Source organism: Lysobacter korlensis (assembly GCF_042434515.1).
Genome location: NZ_JBHLTG010000003.1, coordinates 288,134 through 303,954 on the forward strand (window position 1 = coordinate 288,134; position 15,821 = coordinate 303,954).

Here is a 15,821-nt window from a genome sequence, read left to right on the forward strand (position 1 = left end):
GCGCTGCGCCTACAATCGACGCCTCCCAGGGCCGCCAACGGGGCGGAAATGACCGATTCCATGGATTCAACCGCAGCAGCGGATCGGCTGGCTGCATGCCTGCAGTCGGTGGCCGCCGGCGATCGGGCCGCATTCGAACAGCTTTACCGGGCCACGTCGTCGAAGCTGCTCGGCGTATGCATGCGTGTGCTGCCGGACCGCGACGAGGCCGAGGACGTATTGCAGGAGGTCTATGTCACGGTGTGGCGCAAAGCGGCGCAGTTCGACGCCTCGCGCGCAAGCCCGATCACATGGCTTGCGATGATCGCGCGCAACCGGGCGATCGATCGCCTGCGTGCCGCGCCGTCGGGCGTGCGCAGCGCCCCGATCGAACTGGCCGAGGAATTGGCCGATCCGGGCGCTTCCCCACAGGACGGCGCCGAATCGTCGGCCGAGAACGCACGCCTCGGGCAGTGCCTTGACCGTCTCGACAGCCAGCGTCGTTCGCTGATCAGGACCGCCTTCTTCGAAGGCGTGACGTACGAGGAACTCGCGTCGCGCATCGGTTCCCCGCTGGGCACGGTGAAGAGCTGGATCCGCCGCAGCCTGCTGCAACTCAGGGCCTGCCTCGAACAATGAATACCGTCGACCTCGGTTTTGAACACGACCCGCCGGGCGACGACCTGCTGGCGGCCGAATACGTACTCGGTGTGCTCGATCGCGGCGCGCGGGCGCAGGCCCAGGCACGCGCCGAACGCGAGCGTGCATTCGCACAGCTCGTCGAGGACTGGGAGCAGCGGCTCGCTCCGCTGCTTGCGGAGATTCCGCCAGTCGAGGTGTCGGAGCACGTCTGGCCGCGACTGCGCACGCGCCTGGGCTGGGCGTCGGTCGAGCGCCGGCCGGGCCTGTGGAACAGCGTGCCGTTCTGGCGCGGGGCGTCGGGCGCCGCGCTCGCGGTGGCCGCCGCGCTTGCCGTCGTCGCGATCCGCCAGCCGGGCGAACCGCCGGGACCTGTGCAGACACCAGCGCCGATCGCAACCGCGCCTACCCCGGCCGCACCTCCTGCCGAGGAGCGTGCGAAGCCGGTCGTGGTCCTGGCGCGCGACGATGGCGGCGCTGGCTGGCTGGCCGCGATCGATACCGCGCGCAAGGCGATCACGATGACGCCGGTGCCAACGCCGACGTCGCCCGATGGCCGGGTCGGAGAGCTCTGGCTGATCCCGGCCGGCGGATCGCCGCGCTCGCTCGGGTTCGTATCGCATGAACTTGCGCATACCGTCGAGGTGCCGGACGACCTCGCGGACGCGCTCGCCGCAGGTGCGGTGCTTGCCGTCACGCTGGAGCCCGAGCAGGGCATCCCGCATGCGGCACCGACCGGGCCGATCGTGGCGAAGGGTGAGATCGGAACGATCTGATCGGATGGCCGGAAGGGTTTCCTTCCGGCCGCGTTGTGTTCGCAAGGCCGCTCGGGTGCGCATTGCGCGGGCGGGCGACCGGATGCCAAGCGGCGCGATGCAAAGCCGGTCGAAACAGATCTCCACGAACTGTTGACAACCCCAACGCCGCGAAGCAACATACGCGCCCCACTGCCCAGGTGGCGGAATTGGTAGACGCACTAGTTTCAGGTACTAGCGGGTAAAACCGTGGAGGTTCGAGTCCTCTCCTGGGCACCAAACGCAAGTCCGGCGACATCGCACGATGTCCCGGACGACGAAGAACCCGCCGCAAGGCGGGTTTTTTTATGCGCGCTCGGTCGCGGGACCCGTTTCTTACGGGCGATCGTTGGCGTTTCCCGCGTTGCGTTCGGCTCGATCCAATCCGAGCGCGCCACGAGCGCCTGCCGGATGCGTGCTTGATGCCGTGCGCTACTACCGCATGCTGGGCGCCGGCTCTTCCGAGAAATGACCGATAACGGGGCCCGCCACGCGTCCGGGCGCTTCCGCCAGCTTCTAAACCGACTCGCTCTGCGCCACCTGCGCACGCGGCCTTGTACGCCGCGGACCAACTGCAAGGTCGAGCGACTCGTCCAGACCCGCCTGCGCGAATCGGCCTGTGCCCGTTCGAGTACCAGCGGCAAACAGAGCGCATTGGCACTGCCTCGATGGCTCCAGCACTACAAGTGGCATCGGCCCCACCCCAGCCTCCGCTAGCAGCCACCGATCAGGCGCCTTCAGCTGTCAGTGAACAACATGGTGGGTCTACCGAAGTAGTCGCCGGACACACCAAGCGCGATCGCTTCTGCCGATCGAAGGTCCACACGCCGAACCGTGTACTGCGGGGCCGGACCAAGGCTGTGCTCCGCGCGATAGCGAGCGCTTCGTCCGTCTTGACGCAGCCTCCCATGTCGCTTGGGCACCGTGCCGCGATGGATCAGACTCAGAAATGGCCCGACCGCCTCTGGATCGTCCGGCACGGCGAGTCGGCGGGCAATGTCGCGCGCGATCGCGCCCAGCGGGTGCGCGCGCATTCGATCGACTATCCGACGCGCGATGCGGACGTCCCGCTGTCGCGCTTGGGTGAGAGCCAGTCCGATGCGCTCGGTCGCTGGTTTGCCGCGCTGCCCGAGGCTGAACGACCGGACGTGTTCCTCTGCTCGCCGTATGTGCGCGCCCGGCAGACGATGGAGCGCGTGCTGCAGCAGTGCGCGGTCGAGCGCGACCGCGTGGTCTACGACGAGCGGCTGCGCGAGCGCGAGTTCGGCATTTTCGATGGGCTGACCCGGCTCGGGGTCGAGCATCAATACCCGGAGCAGGCGCGGGCGTTGACGCTGATCGGCAAGTTCTACCACCGCCCGCCGGGCGGCGAGAGCTGGTGCGATGTCATCCTGCGGCTGCGCAGCGTGGTCGACACGATCACGCGCGAGTACCGCGGGGACCGCGTGCTGATCGTCGCGCACCAGGTCACGGTGCTGTGCTTTCGCTACCTGTTCGAGCAGATGGACGAAGCGCAGATCTTGGAGATCGATCGGCAGAAGGACGTGGCGAACTGCGCGATCACCGCGTACAGCTTCGATCCGTCGTGCGGCCATACCGGCCGGCTGGCGCTCGAGCGCTACAACTTCGTCGCGCCGCTGATTGCAGCGGGCGAACCCGTCACCACCGAGCCCGACGTTCCGGCCGGTCCGAGATAGCCATGCGCGATCCCGTCGAATTGACCCCGCAGTGGCTGCGACGCCACCCGCTTCCACAACCTTCGCAGGACGGTGACAAGGACGAACGCGGGCGCGTGCTGATCGTCGGCGGCGCAGGCGAAATGCCCGGCGCCGCGCTGCTGAGCGCGGTGGCGGCGCTCAGGGCCGGTGCCGGCAAGCTGCAGATCGCGACGCCGACCAGCGCTGCGCCGATGGTGGCCGGCGCGGTGCCCGAGGCGCGCGTCGTGTCGCTGCCAGAGACGCGTGCGGGGGCGCTGTCCTCATCCGCGCTCGATCGGCTTACGCAGATGAGCGAGCGCGCCGACGCGGTCGTTGTTGGGCCCGGGCTGCTGGACGGCATCGGCATGGCGCGCATGCTCGCGCAGTGGCTGACGACGCTGCCCGCGATTCCGGTCGTTATCGATGCTGCTGCACTGTCGGCGTTCGACCACAACCCTGACGCGATCGCTGCCGCGCCGGCGCTGCGCATCGTTACGCCGCATGCGGGCGAAGCGGCGCGACTGCTGGGCTGCGAACGCAGCGACGTGGTTGCGCGGCCAGTCGAGCTCGGCATCGAGCTGGCCAGGCGCTTCAACGCGGTCTGCGTGATGAAGGGCGGCACCGGTTACGTGATCGACGGACCGTCGCTGGACGGCGCCAAGGCTGAGCCGTTGCTCGTCAATCGCTATGGCAATGTCGGGCTTGCCACCTCAGGGTCGGGCGACATGCTCTCGGGCATCGTCGGCGGCCTGGCAGCCCGGGGTGCCAGTCCGTTTCTGGCGACCGCATGGGGCGTGTACCTGCATGCAGTCGCGGGCGATGCCTTGGCCGCGCGCTTCAAGGGCCCGCTCGGATTTCTTGCGCGCGAGTTGCTGGACGAAGTGCCGGCGCTGATGAATGCATTGGCGCCGCGTTCTTCGGGCTAGGTGTCGGGCGTCCCGTCTGTCGAATAGGGCAGGTGGCTGTGCCGCTAGTGGCAGCTCAACCTGACGGTGTGTTTTCTGTCTTCCAAGCCTGAAAACGCGGCCTGACTACGCGTGGCGCTTCGCCCAGCACGCTGCGGGCGAACGCCTGCCACCGGACGCGCGGGCGCCGATGCGCTGGAGCCACGCACGAGACGCTCGAAAGCGACACTGCGAAAGCCGTGCTGCCTTCGCAGTGTCGAAGCGGCTTACTCGGCCGGGGTGATGTTCGTGATCGTGTTGTTCGGGCCCGCGGAGCGGAACTCGAAGTTGACCTTCTGGCCCGCCTGCACGGCCTGGACCTGATCCGGCGTCGCGTCGAAGCCCATCGTCATCGACGGCCACTTCAGTGCCTCGACCGGGCCATGGGCGATCACGATCTTGTTGGCAGCGGCGTCAACGGATTCGACCGTGCCGGTGGCGGTTGCGACGGTGCCGGCGGCATCGCCGGCCATGCCCATCGATTGCGCGTCTGCGCCGGCTACGGGAGCTGCGGCGGGGTCGACGGCTGCAGGCGCTGCGGCCTCGGCGGTGGCGTCGGCCGGCGCGGCCGCGGTGTCGGCTTCTTCGCCGCAGCCGGCGAGAAGGGCGATCGAGAGCAGCGGGGCAATCAGAATCTTCATGGTGGAATCCTCAGGTGGTGGCGGGGGTGGAACGACTGCGGGCGATCCGGCGGCGACACAACAGCCGATAGGCCGCCGGGATGATCAACATGGATAGCAGCGGGGCCGTGACCATGCCGCCGATCATCGGGGCGGCAATGCGCTGCATGACCTCCGAGCCGGCGCCGCTGCCGATGAACAGCGGGATCAGGCCGGCCAGGATCACGGCCACGGTCATTGCCTTCGGACGCACGCGCAACACCGCGCCTTCGCGGATCGCGGTGTCGAGCTCGTCCGGGCCGGCGTGCGGGTTCCGCTCCAGTTCGCGATGCCATGCCTGCCGCAGGTACAGCAGCATGATCACGCCGAACTCGGCGGCCACGCCGGCCAGTGCGATGAAACCGATCAGTGTCGCGACCGAGATCGCGTGGCCGAGCATCCAGATCAGCCACAGACCGCCGACGAGTGCGAGCGGCAGGCTCAGCATGATGATTGAGGCCTCGATGACGTCGCGGAACACGAGGTAGATCAGCAGGAAGATGATCGCGAGCGCGGCGGGCACGACCCACTGCAGGCTTGCGAGCGCACGCTGCAGGTATTCGTACTGGCCCGACCAGCCCAGCGCATAGCCCGGCGGCAGTTTGACCTCGCGTGCGACCGCCGCCTGCAGGTCCTCGACCACCGAGCCCAGATCGCGCCCGGCCACGTCGACAAAGACGTACCCGGCAAGCCGGCCGTTCTCGCTCTTGAGCATCGGCGGGCCGGGGCTCAGCGACAGCGTGGCCACCTGGTCGAGCGTGAGCTGCACACCGCCGGGCGCGATGATCGGCAGTTGCGCGAGTGCGCCCAGCGAATCGCGATCGGCGCGCGGGTAGCGCACGACGATCGGGTAGCGCTCGCGGCCTTCGATCGTCTCGGCAATCGGATCGCCGCCCACGACGGTGCCGATCAGCCGCTGCAGGTCGCCCTGGCTCAGTCCATAGCGCGCTGCGGCTTCGGGGCGGATCCGCACATCGACATAGCGCCCGCCGCTGACGCGCTCGGCCAGCGCCGAGCTCACGCCGGGCACGGTCTTGGCGACCTGCTCGATGCGATCACTGAGTTTCTCGATCACCTTGGTGTCGGGGCCCAGCACCTTGATGCCGATCGGGCTCTTGATGCCGGTGGCGAGCATGTCGATGCGGTTGCGGATCGGAGGCACCCAGAGGTTCGTGAGGCCCGGCACCTTCACCGCTGCATCGAGCTCCTGCTGCAGCTTTTCCATCGTCATGCCGGGCCGCCACTGATCGCGCGGCTTGAACGTCACAGTGGTTTCGAACATCTCGATTGGCGCAGGATCGGTGGCGGTATCCGCGCGACCGGCCTTGCCGAATACATGCGCGACCTCGGGCACGGTCTTGATCATGCGATCGGTCTGCTGCAGCAACTGCGCGGCCTTGCCGGCGGACAGGCCGGGCAGTGCGGTGGGCATGTACAGCAGCGTGCCCTCGTTGAGCGGCGGCATGAACTCGCTGCCGATGCGCGACAGCGGGATCAACGTGATTGCGATCAGCACCACGCCGAGCGCCATCGTCAGCCGCGGGAAATGCAGCACCCATTCGAGCAGCGGGCGATAGCCGGCGATCAGCACGCGGTTCACCGGGTTCTTCGCTTCGGGCTTGATCTTGCCGCGGATCAGATAGCCCATCAGCACCGGGATCAGTGTGATCGACAGGCCCGCCGCGGCCGCCATCGCATAGGTCTTGGTGTAGGCGAGCGGTGCGAACAGCCGGCCTTCCTGCGCCTGCAATGCGAACACCGGGATGAAGGAGAGCGTGATCACCAGCAGGCTCGCGAACAGCGCCGGGCCGACCTCGGTCGCGGCCTCGCCCATCAGCTGCCAGCGCTCTTCGCCTTCGGCCTCGCGGCCGTGCGCTTCGTGGAAGTGTTCGAGGTGCTTATGTGCGTTTTCGATCATCACCACGGCCGCGTCGACCATCGCGCCGATCGCGATCGCGATGCCGCCGAGCGACAGCAGGTTCGCGCTGATGCCCTGCATGCGCATCACGATGAACGCGGCGAGGATGCCGAGCGGCAGCGTGATCACCGCCACCAGCGCCGAGCGCAGGTGCCAGAGGAACAACGCGCACACGAGCGCGACGACGATGAACTCCTCGATGAGCTTGTGGGTGAGGTTGCTCACCGCCTCGCGGATCAGCTCCGAGCGGTCGTACACCGGCACGATCTCGACGCCGGGCGGCAGGCTGCCCTTGAGTTCCTCCAGGCGCGCCTTCACCGCATCGATCGCGGCCAGCGCGTCCTTGCCGCTGCGCAGCACGATGATGCCGCCGGCCACTTCGCCTTCGCCGTCGAGTTCGGCGATGCCGCGGCGGAACGTCGGGCCGCGCTGCACGGTGGCCACTTCACCGAGCAGCACGGGCACGCCGTCGGTCGACGTGATCGGGATCTGTTCGAAGTCCTGCTGGCTGTCGAGGTAGCCCTCGCTGCGCACCATCAGTTCGGCTTCGCCCTGTTCGATGACCGAGCCGCCGGTCGCGCCGTTTGCCGCTTTGAGTGCATCGACCAGCTCCGAAACCGTCACCCCGCGCGCGGCGAGCGCCTGCGGGTCGGGCACGATCTGCCAGGCGCGCACCATGCCGCCGACGCTTGCGACTTCGGCGACGTCCGGGATCGTCTTGAGCTCGTAACGCAGGAACCAGTCCTGCAGCGCGCGCAGCTGGCCGAGATCGTTCTTGCCGGTGCGGTCGACCAGCGCGTACTCGTAGATCCAGCCCAGCCCGGTTGCATCGGGGCCGAGCGCGGGTGTCACGCCTTCGGGCAGGCGGTCACGCACCTGGCTGAGGTACTCGAGCACGCGCGAACGCGCCCAGTACAGGTCGGTATCGTCGTCAAACAGCACGTACACAAACGAATCGCCGAAGAACGAATAACCGCGCACCGCCTTGACGCCGGGCACCGACAGCATCGTCGTAGTCAGCGGGTAGGTGACCTGGTCTTCGATGATGCGCGGCGTCTGGCCTGGCCATTCGGTGCGGATGATCACCTGCGTGTCAGAGAGGTCCGGCAACGCATCGAGCGGCGTGCGCTGCACCGACCAGACGCCGGCGATCGCGAGCAGCACGGCGGCGACGAGCACCAGCGCGCGGTTCGCGATCGACGCCCGGATGATCGCGGCGATCATTGCCCGCCACCCTTGGCCGGCGCGGTGGGCTTGGGCGGTGGCATCGCCATGCCGTTGTGCTCGTTGGTGGGCACGGCGTCCCTAGCGGGCGCCGCGGGCTGGCCTCCATCGTCCGCAGGCGCTTCGAGCCGACCGAGCGCGCCCGAGAGGCTCGCTTCGGAATCGATCAGGAACTGGCCCGACGTGACGATGCGTTCGCCGCCCTTGAGGCCAGAGAGGATTTCCGTCCGCCCGCCGCTGGTCCGCCCCGTCGTCACCCGCACCGGCTGGAAATTCCCATCGGGGCCGACCACGATCACGCGGCTGTCCTCACCGGTCGCGATCAGCGCCTCGCTTGGAATCAGCGGCACGTCGCGGCCCTCCTCGGATTTGAGCGTGAGCTGGGCGAACATGCCCGGCACCAGCACGCCGTCCTCGTTTTTCAGAACGACACGCGCGCGCTGCGTCCGCGTGGTCGGATCGATATCGGGCAGCAGCGTCTCGACTTCGCCTTCGAACGTACGGCCCGGCGCGGCGCTGACGGTCGCGGTGACGGGCGTGCCCGGCCCGATGCCCTGCACGCCGGCCTGCGGAATCGCGGCTTCGAGCCACATCGTGTCGGTGCCGTTGATGCGGAACATCGGCATGCCCGGCATCGCGGTCTGCCCCTCGCGCACCATGATCTCGCTGACCACGCCGCCGCGCGGCGCGCGCAGGGTGACGCCGCCGCTTCCCGCGGTCGTGGCGTTCGACAGGCCCAGGTACCGCAGCCGCTGCTGTGCGGCGCCCCGCAGCTCTCGCGCGTACGGCGAATCCGCCTGCGCCAGCGCGCGGCTCTCGGCAAGTGCGCTGCCCCACGCGGAGGAGAGCACGGTCGCGAGCGGCTGACCGCGTCCCACCGACTCGAACGGCGCCTTGACGATCAGGCGCGAGATGATCGTTTCGACCGGTGCGCTGACGATCGCCTCCTTACGCAGGTCCCAGGTCAGCGTGCCGGGCACGCGAAGCTGCCCGGCCAGCGTGCCGGTCTGGACCGCTTCGGTGCGGATGCCGACGTTCTGCTGCACGCCGGGGTCGATGCGGACGCCGGTCGTGCCGCCGCCTTCGTCGGCGTACTTGGGCACGAGCTCCATGTCCATGAAAGGCGACTTGCCCGGCTTGTCGAAGTGCTGGTCCGGCACCATCGGGTCGTACCAGTACAGGACCTTGGGCTCACCGGCTTCAGCCGCTGCGGTTGTGGCGGCCGCTGCGCCGGCGGGCTCATCACCGTCGCGATTGGCCAGCCAGTAACCGCCGCCGAGGCCCGCCGCCAGCAACAGGGCGCCGGCGACGCTGGCGATCGTGGTCTGCTTACGGGACATGTTCATCGGGCGGTCTCCTCGCGCGGCAGCAGGTAGGCCAGCGCGGCCCAGACACGTCCCAGCTCGCCCAGATGGCGGGCATGCTCGACGTGGATCTCAAGCTCGTCGCGGCGTGCCTCCAGCCATGGCTGCAGCGGGCCGCCGCCGCCGAACACCGCCACTGCGGTTTCGGAACGGTCGCGCGCGAGTGGCAGGATCTGCGACTCCTTGCGTTCGACCTGCTGTTTCAAGCCACGCCACTCGGCCAACGCGCGCTCGATCGCTTCCTTCTGCGCGCGCCGGGCGTCCTCGCGCTCGGCGACCAGCGACGCGAGTTGCGCGCGGCGTGCGGCAATCGTGCGGTCCTGACGGTTGCCGGAAAACAGCGGTAGGCCGACGCGGAACTCGACCATCACCATGTCCGCACGCGAGCCGTCGCGCTGCCCGTAGGCCGCGGCAATGCTCCAGTCCGGGCGCTTGTCGGCCGAGGCCAGCGCGATTTCGGCCTCCGCGATCGCCTCGCGATAACGCCAGTCCAGCAGCTCGCGCTGCCGGTCGATCGTCGACAGCAGCACCTGTTCGGCAAACGGCAGTTCGGTGAGCGTCGGCGCTGCGCCGACCGCCGGCAGTTGCTCCGACGGCTGGCCGAGCCATCGCGCCAAGCTCGCGCGCGCGGCCTGAAGCCGCGCCTGGGCAGCATCGACACGGTTCTCGACCTCGAGCGCCGCGGCCTGCGCCGCCATCGCATCGACGGCCGAGCCCGTGCCCGCGCTGAGCCGCGCCTTCGCGACTTTGACCGCTACGGCCGCCTGTTCGCGCAACGCCGCGTACGACTCCATCTCGCGTTGCGCGGCCCAGGCCGCGAGCCAGGCCTGCGCGGCCTGCTCCTGCACTTCGAGTTGCTCGATCGCGCTAAGCGCTTGCGCGCGCTCGAGCTGCCGGTCGGCGATCAGCTGCCGCGCCTCCCGCTTGGCGCGCGCAGGAAACTCCTGCATCAGGCCGATCTTCTTCATCGTCATGTCGTCGCCATCCGGCCGGAACGCACCGGAGCCGGACACGGGCATGTTCTCGATGCCGACCATGAGTTGCGGATCGGGCAGTTCGGCGGCGCGCGCGGCTTCCTCGCGTGCGGCATCGATATCGGCGGATCGGGACTCGAGCGTCGGCGCGCCCCGCCCCGCAAGCGCCACGGCTTCTTCGAAGCTCAGCTGCGCCGCGGCACCCGGCGCCGCGTGAGCCGGCACGAATAACGAGAAGAACGAGAGGGCGAAGACGAGCCCTGCCCGGGTTGGTGCTGTGGCCACGCGCGCGCGGCGCATGGCAAAGGAAACACGCATAAAACCTCCTGACGCGCACAACGAAGCGTCGCCCTGGCGGGCAACGGCGAACGGCGTACGGGCAGAAGGCCTAGATCAGCAGACTACAGAAGCGAAGCGTGGGTGGCGGATCGGCCCGTAGGACCGGAACGCTCTCGTAGAGCTGCAGTGACGATGCGGAAGCAAGCATCCTTGCCAGCTCGAACCGGAGCGGCGGAAGCACCACAGGCGGGACCTGGGCCACTCGCAGATCCGGAGTCGTCGAGTTATCCGGGTTGCAGTGCTTTTCGCACAGCACCGGTGAATCCATCGTCTCCATGCCACCGCAATCGGTCATCACGACCTCGACCTTGGCAGGCGCCTCAACCAGTGGGCACGCGTATGCAGCGATCGCTGCGTGCTGGAAGAGGAAGGTCAACAGCACCGCGAGTGCGACGCGGAAGGCAGTGCGATGACGTCGGAAAGCGCCGAGCTTCATGCCATGCATCCCGCATGCGTCACCGTTTCCCGTTGCGCCGAAGCGGTGGGAAAACACGCAGAAAACGGCTTGTGGCCTTTGCGAAGCATCTGGGTACCGTACCGCAGGGGGCGGTATGCAACAACCTAGGCGCGCTACGCCTGGGGTTCGTGTTCATCGGCATCCAGCGCCGCCAACCGCAACGAACGAGCCCCAGGATCGAGTGCTGCGCGAGGCCGTCGTGCATGCGGCAGTCGATCTCTGCATGCGGCTTGATTGACGCCAACCGCTGCGCTTTCTTCGCGAGGGCAAGCATCAGCCACGCGCACGCGACACGTGTCGCGCGCGTCATTGCCACGGCGCGTTGACGATGGACCTGTACCATCACGCCGATGAAAAAGACACCGAAGAAGAACGCTGGCGGCCGAGGCAAGGGCGCGCGCGGCGAGACGGGCGAAGCGAAGGGCGGCCACAAGCGCGCCGGCGGTAACGCACGTGGCCCGAAGCGGCCGGGCTGGATGCCGGAACCGCCACCGCGTGGCTTCAAACCGTTGAAGCCGCCAGCGGCAGGTACCGCGCCTCCGGGCCAGGACCCGCATGCCGAGCGCGAAGCGTCGCGTTACGAGAACCCGATCGCGAGCCGCGAGCTGATCCTGCATCACCTGTCGGCCGCAGAAGGCCCGATGCAGGCGGAGGCACTCGCCGAAGCGCTCGAGCTGACCGAGCCTGAGCGTGTGGACGCGTTGAACAACCGTCTGCGCGCGATGGTGCGTGACGGCCAGTTGCTGCAGAACCGCAAGGGCGCGTTCGCCCCGGCGGCGCAGATGGATCTGGTCGCGGGCTCGGTCATCGCCAATCCCGATGGCTTCGGCTTCCTGCGCCCCGACGGCGCCGGCAGCGAGGACCTGTTCCTGCCGCCGTTCGAAATGCGCAAGGTCATGCACGGCGACCGCGTGCTGGCCAGCATCACCGGCCTGGACCGTCGCGGCCGCCCGCAGGGCAGCATCGTCGAAGTGCTCGAACGCCGCCTGACGCGACTGATCGGCCGCTACACGGTCGAGGCGGGCATCGGCTACGTCGTGCCCGACGACCAGCGCATCCAGCGCAACCTGCTGATCGCGTCCGACGCACATGCCGATGCGAAGGAAGGCCAGCTCGTCGTTGCCGAGATCGTCCATGCGCCGGACCCGAAGCGCCCGCCGATCGGTCGCGTGCTCACCGTGCTGGGCGAGCGCCTGACGGCATCGCTCGCGGTGCAGGCGGCGATTCACGGCCACGACATCCCGCACGAGTTCCCGCAGCCCGTGCTCGACCAGGCCGCGAACATCCCTGTCGAGGTCGAGGAATCGACCGCTGCGCAGCGCACCGACATCCGCCACCTGCCGCTGGTGACGATCGATGGCGAGGACGCGAAGGACTTCGACGACGCGGTCTACTGCGAACCGAACCGTGACGGCTTCCGCCTCGTGGTCGCGATTGCCGATGTCTCGCACTACGTGCGCCCCGGCACGCCGCTCGACGACGAGGCGCAGAAGCGTGCGACGAGCGTGTACTTCCCGGGCTTCGTCGTGCCCATGCTGCCGGAGACGCTGTCCAACGGCATCTGCTCGCTGAAGCCGAAGGTCGACCGACTCTGCTTCGTGTGCGACATGCAGGTCGACCGCAAGGGGCAGGTCACAAATTCGAGGTTCTACGAAGCGGTCATGCACTCCCATGCGCGCCTGACCTACACGCAGGTCTGGAACGCAATCGGCGAGGGCATCGCCGAGGACGCCCGCGAGGACGCGCTGCAACGCATCGGTGAGCTGCTGCCGCACGTCCAGCAGCTGCACCAGCTCTACCAGGTGCTGCGCAAGGCGCGCGAAAAACGCGGTGCGATCGAGTTTGAATCGAGTGAGGTGCGCTTCGTGCTTGGCCCGCAGGGCGAGGTCACGCAGGCGGGCATGATCGAGCGCAACGACGCGCACAAGCTCATCGAGGAATGCATGATCGCGGCGAACGTCGAGGCCGCGAAATGCCTGCTCGAACGCGAGATTCCCGCGCCGTTCCGCATCCACGAGCGGCCGCCGGAAGGCAAGTACGAGGACCTGCTCGAGTTCCTCAAGGAATTCAACCTCAAGATGCCGGCGTGGTCGAAGGTCGAGCCGCGCGATTTCACCGCGCTGATCCGCAAGATCCGTGACCGGCCCGATGCGGCGCTGCTCGAATCGGTGCTGCTGCGCAGCCAGTCGCTGGCGGTGTATTCGCCCGAGAACGTCGGCCACTTCGGTCTCGCGCTCGAGTACTACGCGCACTACACCTCGCCGATCCGCCGCTATCCCGACCTGCTGGTGCACCGCGCGATCAAGCATGCACTCAGCGGCGCGAAGCCCGAGAAGTTCAAGTATTCGCCGAGCGACATGGCGCAGCTCGCGCTGCAGTGCTCCGAGCGTTCGCGGCGTGCCGACGAGGCGCAGCGCGAGGTCGACGAGCGCTATCGCGCGGCGTGGATGGAGCAGCACGTCGGCGGCGAATTCGACGGCGTGATTAGTGGCGTGACGAGCTTCGGGTTGTTCATCGAGCTCGCCGAGTCGAAGGTCAACGGCCTCGTGCACGTGACCCAGTTGCCGAACGACTTCTACCACTTCGATCCGATCCGCAAGACCCTGACCGGCGAGCGCCGCGGCCGCGAGTTCCGGCTCGGCGACCGCGTGCGGATCGTCGTGCTCAAGGCGAGCGTCGAGGACCGTCGTATCGACTTCCGGCTGGTCGAGGAGCGCGACGACGTAAGCCCGCTACCGCCGCGCGGCAAGCCGGCGAAGCGGACCAAGCAGAAGTACTGAGCGCCACCGCGGCCGGGCCCATGCCCGGCCACGGCTTAGCTCGCAGTTCCGGTAGCCAGCTGCATCTGCCAGCAAAACCGTGGGCACTTCATTGCATCCGGGCATTGCCTTGACCGCGTCATAGCCGATCGCCTCGCGCTGCCCTGGATGCGACAATCCCGATCCTTTCACCGCGGCCGGTTGGCACTTGACCCCATGAGCCAGAAACAATGGATCGCCGGCATCAATGCCGTCTCCTCCGCGCTGGAGCACGACGCCGAGCACGTGCGCGAGGTACTGATCGAAGCCGGTGCGAAAAATCCGCGCTTGGGCGAAATTGAAAACCAGGCGCGCCGGCTCGACATCGACGTGCGACGCGTCGGCACGCAGGCGCTCGACGGCGTGGTCGGAAACCTGCGGCATCAGGGCGTGGTGGCGCGCTACGCCGCTGCCAAGACCTGGAGTGAGAACGAGCTTGAAGGGCTCATCGAAGCCGCTGAGGGTCGAGCGCTGGTGCTGATCCTCGACGGCGTGCAAGACCCGCACAATCTCGGCGCCTGCCTGCGCAGCGCGGCGGCCGCCGCCGTCACAGTCGTTGTGTTTCCGAAAGACAAGGCAGTGCAGGTCAATGCGACCGTGCGCAAGACCTCGGCCGGCGCGGCCGACACGATCCCGGTCATTCCGGTGACCAACCTCGCGCGCACGATGCGCGAGCTGCAGCAGCTGGGCGTGTGGATCTACGGGCTGGCCGGCGATGCGGGCGCGTCGCTGTACGGGCTGGACCTGCGCGGCAACGTCGCGCTGGCGCTCGGCGGCGAGGCGGACGGGCTGCGCAGGCTCACCCGCGAGAACTGCGACCAGCTGGTGAGCATCCCGATGCCGGGCGGTTCGAACGTGGAGAGCCTCAACGTGTCGGTCGCGGCCGGCGTGTGCCTGTTCGAGGCCGTGCGCCAGCGGGTGCCGGCATGAACCTCGCCTGGTACGACGTTGTTGGTCTGCTCGGCACGCTGCTGATCCTGATCGCGTACTTCCTGCTGCAGGCGCGTCGCCTGTCGGGCAATGGCGTCGCGTATCCAGTGCTCAACCTGTTCGGCGCAGCCGGCGTGCTCGTCTCGCTGCTCGGCACGTTCAATCTGTCGGTGTTCCTGCTCGAAACCGCCTGGATTCTCGTCAGCGCGTATGGGATCTGGACATCGATGCGCCAGCGCCGGATCGACGGCGAGTCGCACCAGAGCGGTGGGGGCAAGTGACTCACTGCAGGTGACTGCGGGCGGCCGCGCTGATCCGTCGATAGCAGCGCGCATGTATCAGGCGTGCGGCCGTTGCTCACGGTGGGCCTTCAGGTCGATCCCATCGCGCGCAACTGCCATCCCACGCTGCTAAAGCCGTTACAGACGCCAATTCACCCCGCCGGCGACGGCCACGCGTTGACGATCTTGCAGAACAGCTCCGCAGTGCGCTCGGCGTCGTAGACCGCAGAGTGCGCCTCTGCCGCGTTCCACGGCAGGCCGGCCGCTTGCAGGGCACGGCCGAGCACGGTCTGCCCATACGCGACGCCGCCGAGCGTGACCGTATCGAACACGCTGAAAGGGTGGAAGGGGTTGCGCTTGTGGCCGCAGCGCGCAATCGCCGCGTTGAGAAAGTTCAGATCGAAATGGGCGTTGTGGCCGACAAGGATCGCGCGCTGGCAGCCGTGTTTCTTCATCGACTCGCGCACCGGCGCGAACACCGTGTCCAGCGCAATGCGCTCGGGCTTCGCGTCGCGGAACGGATGGTCCAGGACGATGCCGGTAACCTCGAGCGATTTCGGGTCGATCTCCATGCCCGACGCCGGCACCACATGCGCATTGACCGCGGGGCACGGGAACAGAAGGCCGTCGGCATCGATGTCCAGCGGCACCACCGCAATCTCGAGCAGGGCATGGCGGTTCCAGTCGAAGCCGCCGGTCTCGACATCGACGACCACCGGCAGAAAGCCGCGGAACCGGGATGCGAGGCGCGGAGCCTGCGGAGACGGGGACTGGGCACCGCCGGCGGCGCAGACATCGGATTCGGACATGCCCGAAGCCTAGCA

The 15,821-nt window shown here is 68.1% G+C and carries 14 protein-coding genes and 1 tRNA gene; 9 read left to right on the top strand and 6 right to left on the bottom strand.

Annotated elements, in window-relative coordinates:
• Positions 1 to 48 precede the first annotated feature (48 nt).
• The 6 genes from ACFFGH_RS14400 (at position 49) to ACFFGH_RS14425 (ending at position 4,035) form a co-directional block, all read left to right on the top strand.
• On the top strand, positions 49 to 618 hold the full coding sequence (locus ACFFGH_RS14400) for a sigma-70 family RNA polymerase sigma factor (protein WP_386669385.1): 570 nt from the start codon (positions 49 to 51) through the stop codon (positions 616 to 618).
• Positions 615 to 1,394 (top strand): anti-sigma factor, encoded by a 780-nt coding sequence (locus ACFFGH_RS14405; protein ID WP_386669387.1) that lies wholly within the window; start codon positions 615 to 617, stop codon positions 1,392 to 1,394. The genes ACFFGH_RS14400 and ACFFGH_RS14405 overlap by 4 nt, the downstream gene beginning before the upstream one ends.
• 173 nt (positions 1,395 to 1,567) lie before the next feature.
• Positions 1,568 to 1,652: transfer RNA gene (locus tag ACFFGH_RS14410), tRNA-Leu, on the top strand.
• A 228-nt stretch (positions 1,653 to 1,880) separates the two neighbouring features.
• A complete protein-coding gene (locus tag ACFFGH_RS14415) occupies positions 1,881 to 2,129 on the top strand; it encodes an integrase core domain-containing protein (RefSeq protein WP_386669390.1) in 249 nt (82 codons plus the stop codon).
• A 191-nt stretch (positions 2,130 to 2,320) separates the two neighbouring features.
• On the top strand, positions 2,321 to 3,109 hold the full coding sequence (locus ACFFGH_RS14420) for a histidine phosphatase family protein (RefSeq protein ID WP_386669392.1): 789 nt from the start codon (positions 2,321 to 2,323) through the stop codon (positions 3,107 to 3,109).
• 2 nt (positions 3,110 to 3,111) lie between these two features.
• Positions 3,112 to 4,035, top strand: a complete 924-nt coding sequence (locus tag ACFFGH_RS14425; RefSeq protein ID WP_386669394.1) for an NAD(P)H-hydrate dehydratase — start codon at positions 3,112 to 3,114, stop codon at positions 4,033 to 4,035.
• 245 nt (positions 4,036 to 4,280) lie between these two features.
• Here ACFFGH_RS14425 and ACFFGH_RS14430 read toward each other — a convergent pair whose 3' ends face one another.
• The 5 genes from ACFFGH_RS14430 to ACFFGH_RS14450 all read right to left on the bottom strand — a co-directional run bounded on the left by ACFFGH_RS14430 (position 4,281) and on the right by ACFFGH_RS14450 (position 10,967).
• Positions 4,281 to 4,694 (bottom strand): copper-binding protein, encoded by a 414-nt coding sequence (locus ACFFGH_RS14430; RefSeq protein ID WP_386669396.1) that lies wholly within the window; start codon positions 4,692 to 4,694, stop codon positions 4,281 to 4,283.
• Positions 4,695 to 4,704: 10 nt separating this feature from the next.
• Positions 4,705 to 7,854 carry an efflux RND transporter permease subunit gene (locus ACFFGH_RS14435; RefSeq protein WP_386669399.1) on the bottom strand — a complete coding sequence of 1,050 codons (3,150 nt, stop codon included), beginning with the start codon at positions 7,852 to 7,854 and terminating at the stop codon, positions 4,705 to 4,707.
• The gene (locus ACFFGH_RS14440) at positions 7,851 to 9,200 is read right to left on the bottom strand and encodes an efflux RND transporter periplasmic adaptor subunit (RefSeq protein WP_386669400.1); all 1,350 of its coding nucleotides are present in this window, start codon (positions 9,198 to 9,200) and stop codon (positions 7,851 to 7,853) included. The genes ACFFGH_RS14435 and ACFFGH_RS14440 overlap by 4 nt, the downstream gene beginning before the upstream one ends.
• Positions 9,197 to 10,510, bottom strand: a complete 1,314-nt coding sequence (locus tag ACFFGH_RS14445) for a TolC family protein (RefSeq protein ID WP_386669402.1) — start codon at positions 10,508 to 10,510, stop codon at positions 9,197 to 9,199. Before ACFFGH_RS14445 ends, ACFFGH_RS14440 begins: the two co-directional genes overlap by 4 nt.
• Before the next feature lie 70 nt (positions 10,511 to 10,580).
• Positions 10,581 to 10,967 (bottom strand): hypothetical protein, encoded by a 387-nt coding sequence (locus ACFFGH_RS14450; protein WP_386669404.1) that lies wholly within the window; start codon positions 10,965 to 10,967, stop codon positions 10,581 to 10,583.
• Positions 10,968 to 11,338: 371 nt separating this feature from the next.
• Here ACFFGH_RS14450 and rnr point away from each other — a divergent pair, with 371 nt between their 5' ends.
• The 3 genes from rnr to ACFFGH_RS14465 all read left to right on the top strand — a co-directional run bounded on the left by rnr (position 11,339) and on the right by ACFFGH_RS14465 (position 14,997).
• Entirely contained in the window at positions 11,339 to 13,768 is a 2,430-nt protein-coding gene (rnr, locus tag ACFFGH_RS14455; RefSeq protein ID WP_386669406.1) for a ribonuclease R, read from the top strand.
• A 195-nt stretch (positions 13,769 to 13,963) separates the two neighbouring features.
• On the top strand, positions 13,964 to 14,716 hold the full coding sequence (rlmB, locus tag ACFFGH_RS14460) for a 23S rRNA (guanosine(2251)-2'-O)-methyltransferase RlmB (RefSeq protein ID WP_386669408.1): 753 nt from the start codon (positions 13,964 to 13,966) through the stop codon (positions 14,714 to 14,716).
• Positions 14,713 to 14,997 (top strand): CBU_0592 family membrane protein, encoded by a 285-nt coding sequence (locus ACFFGH_RS14465; RefSeq protein WP_386669410.1) that lies wholly within the window; start codon positions 14,713 to 14,715, stop codon positions 14,995 to 14,997. The genes rlmB and ACFFGH_RS14465 overlap by 4 nt, the downstream gene beginning before the upstream one ends.
• A gap of 152 nt (positions 14,998 to 15,149) precedes the next feature.
• On the opposite strand, the gene rnt is transcribed toward ACFFGH_RS14465, so the two are convergent.
• A complete protein-coding gene (gene rnt, locus ACFFGH_RS14470) occupies positions 15,150 to 15,806 on the bottom strand; it encodes a ribonuclease T (RefSeq protein ID WP_386669412.1) in 657 nt (218 codons plus the stop codon).
• Positions 15,807 to 15,821: the final 15 nt, after the last annotated feature.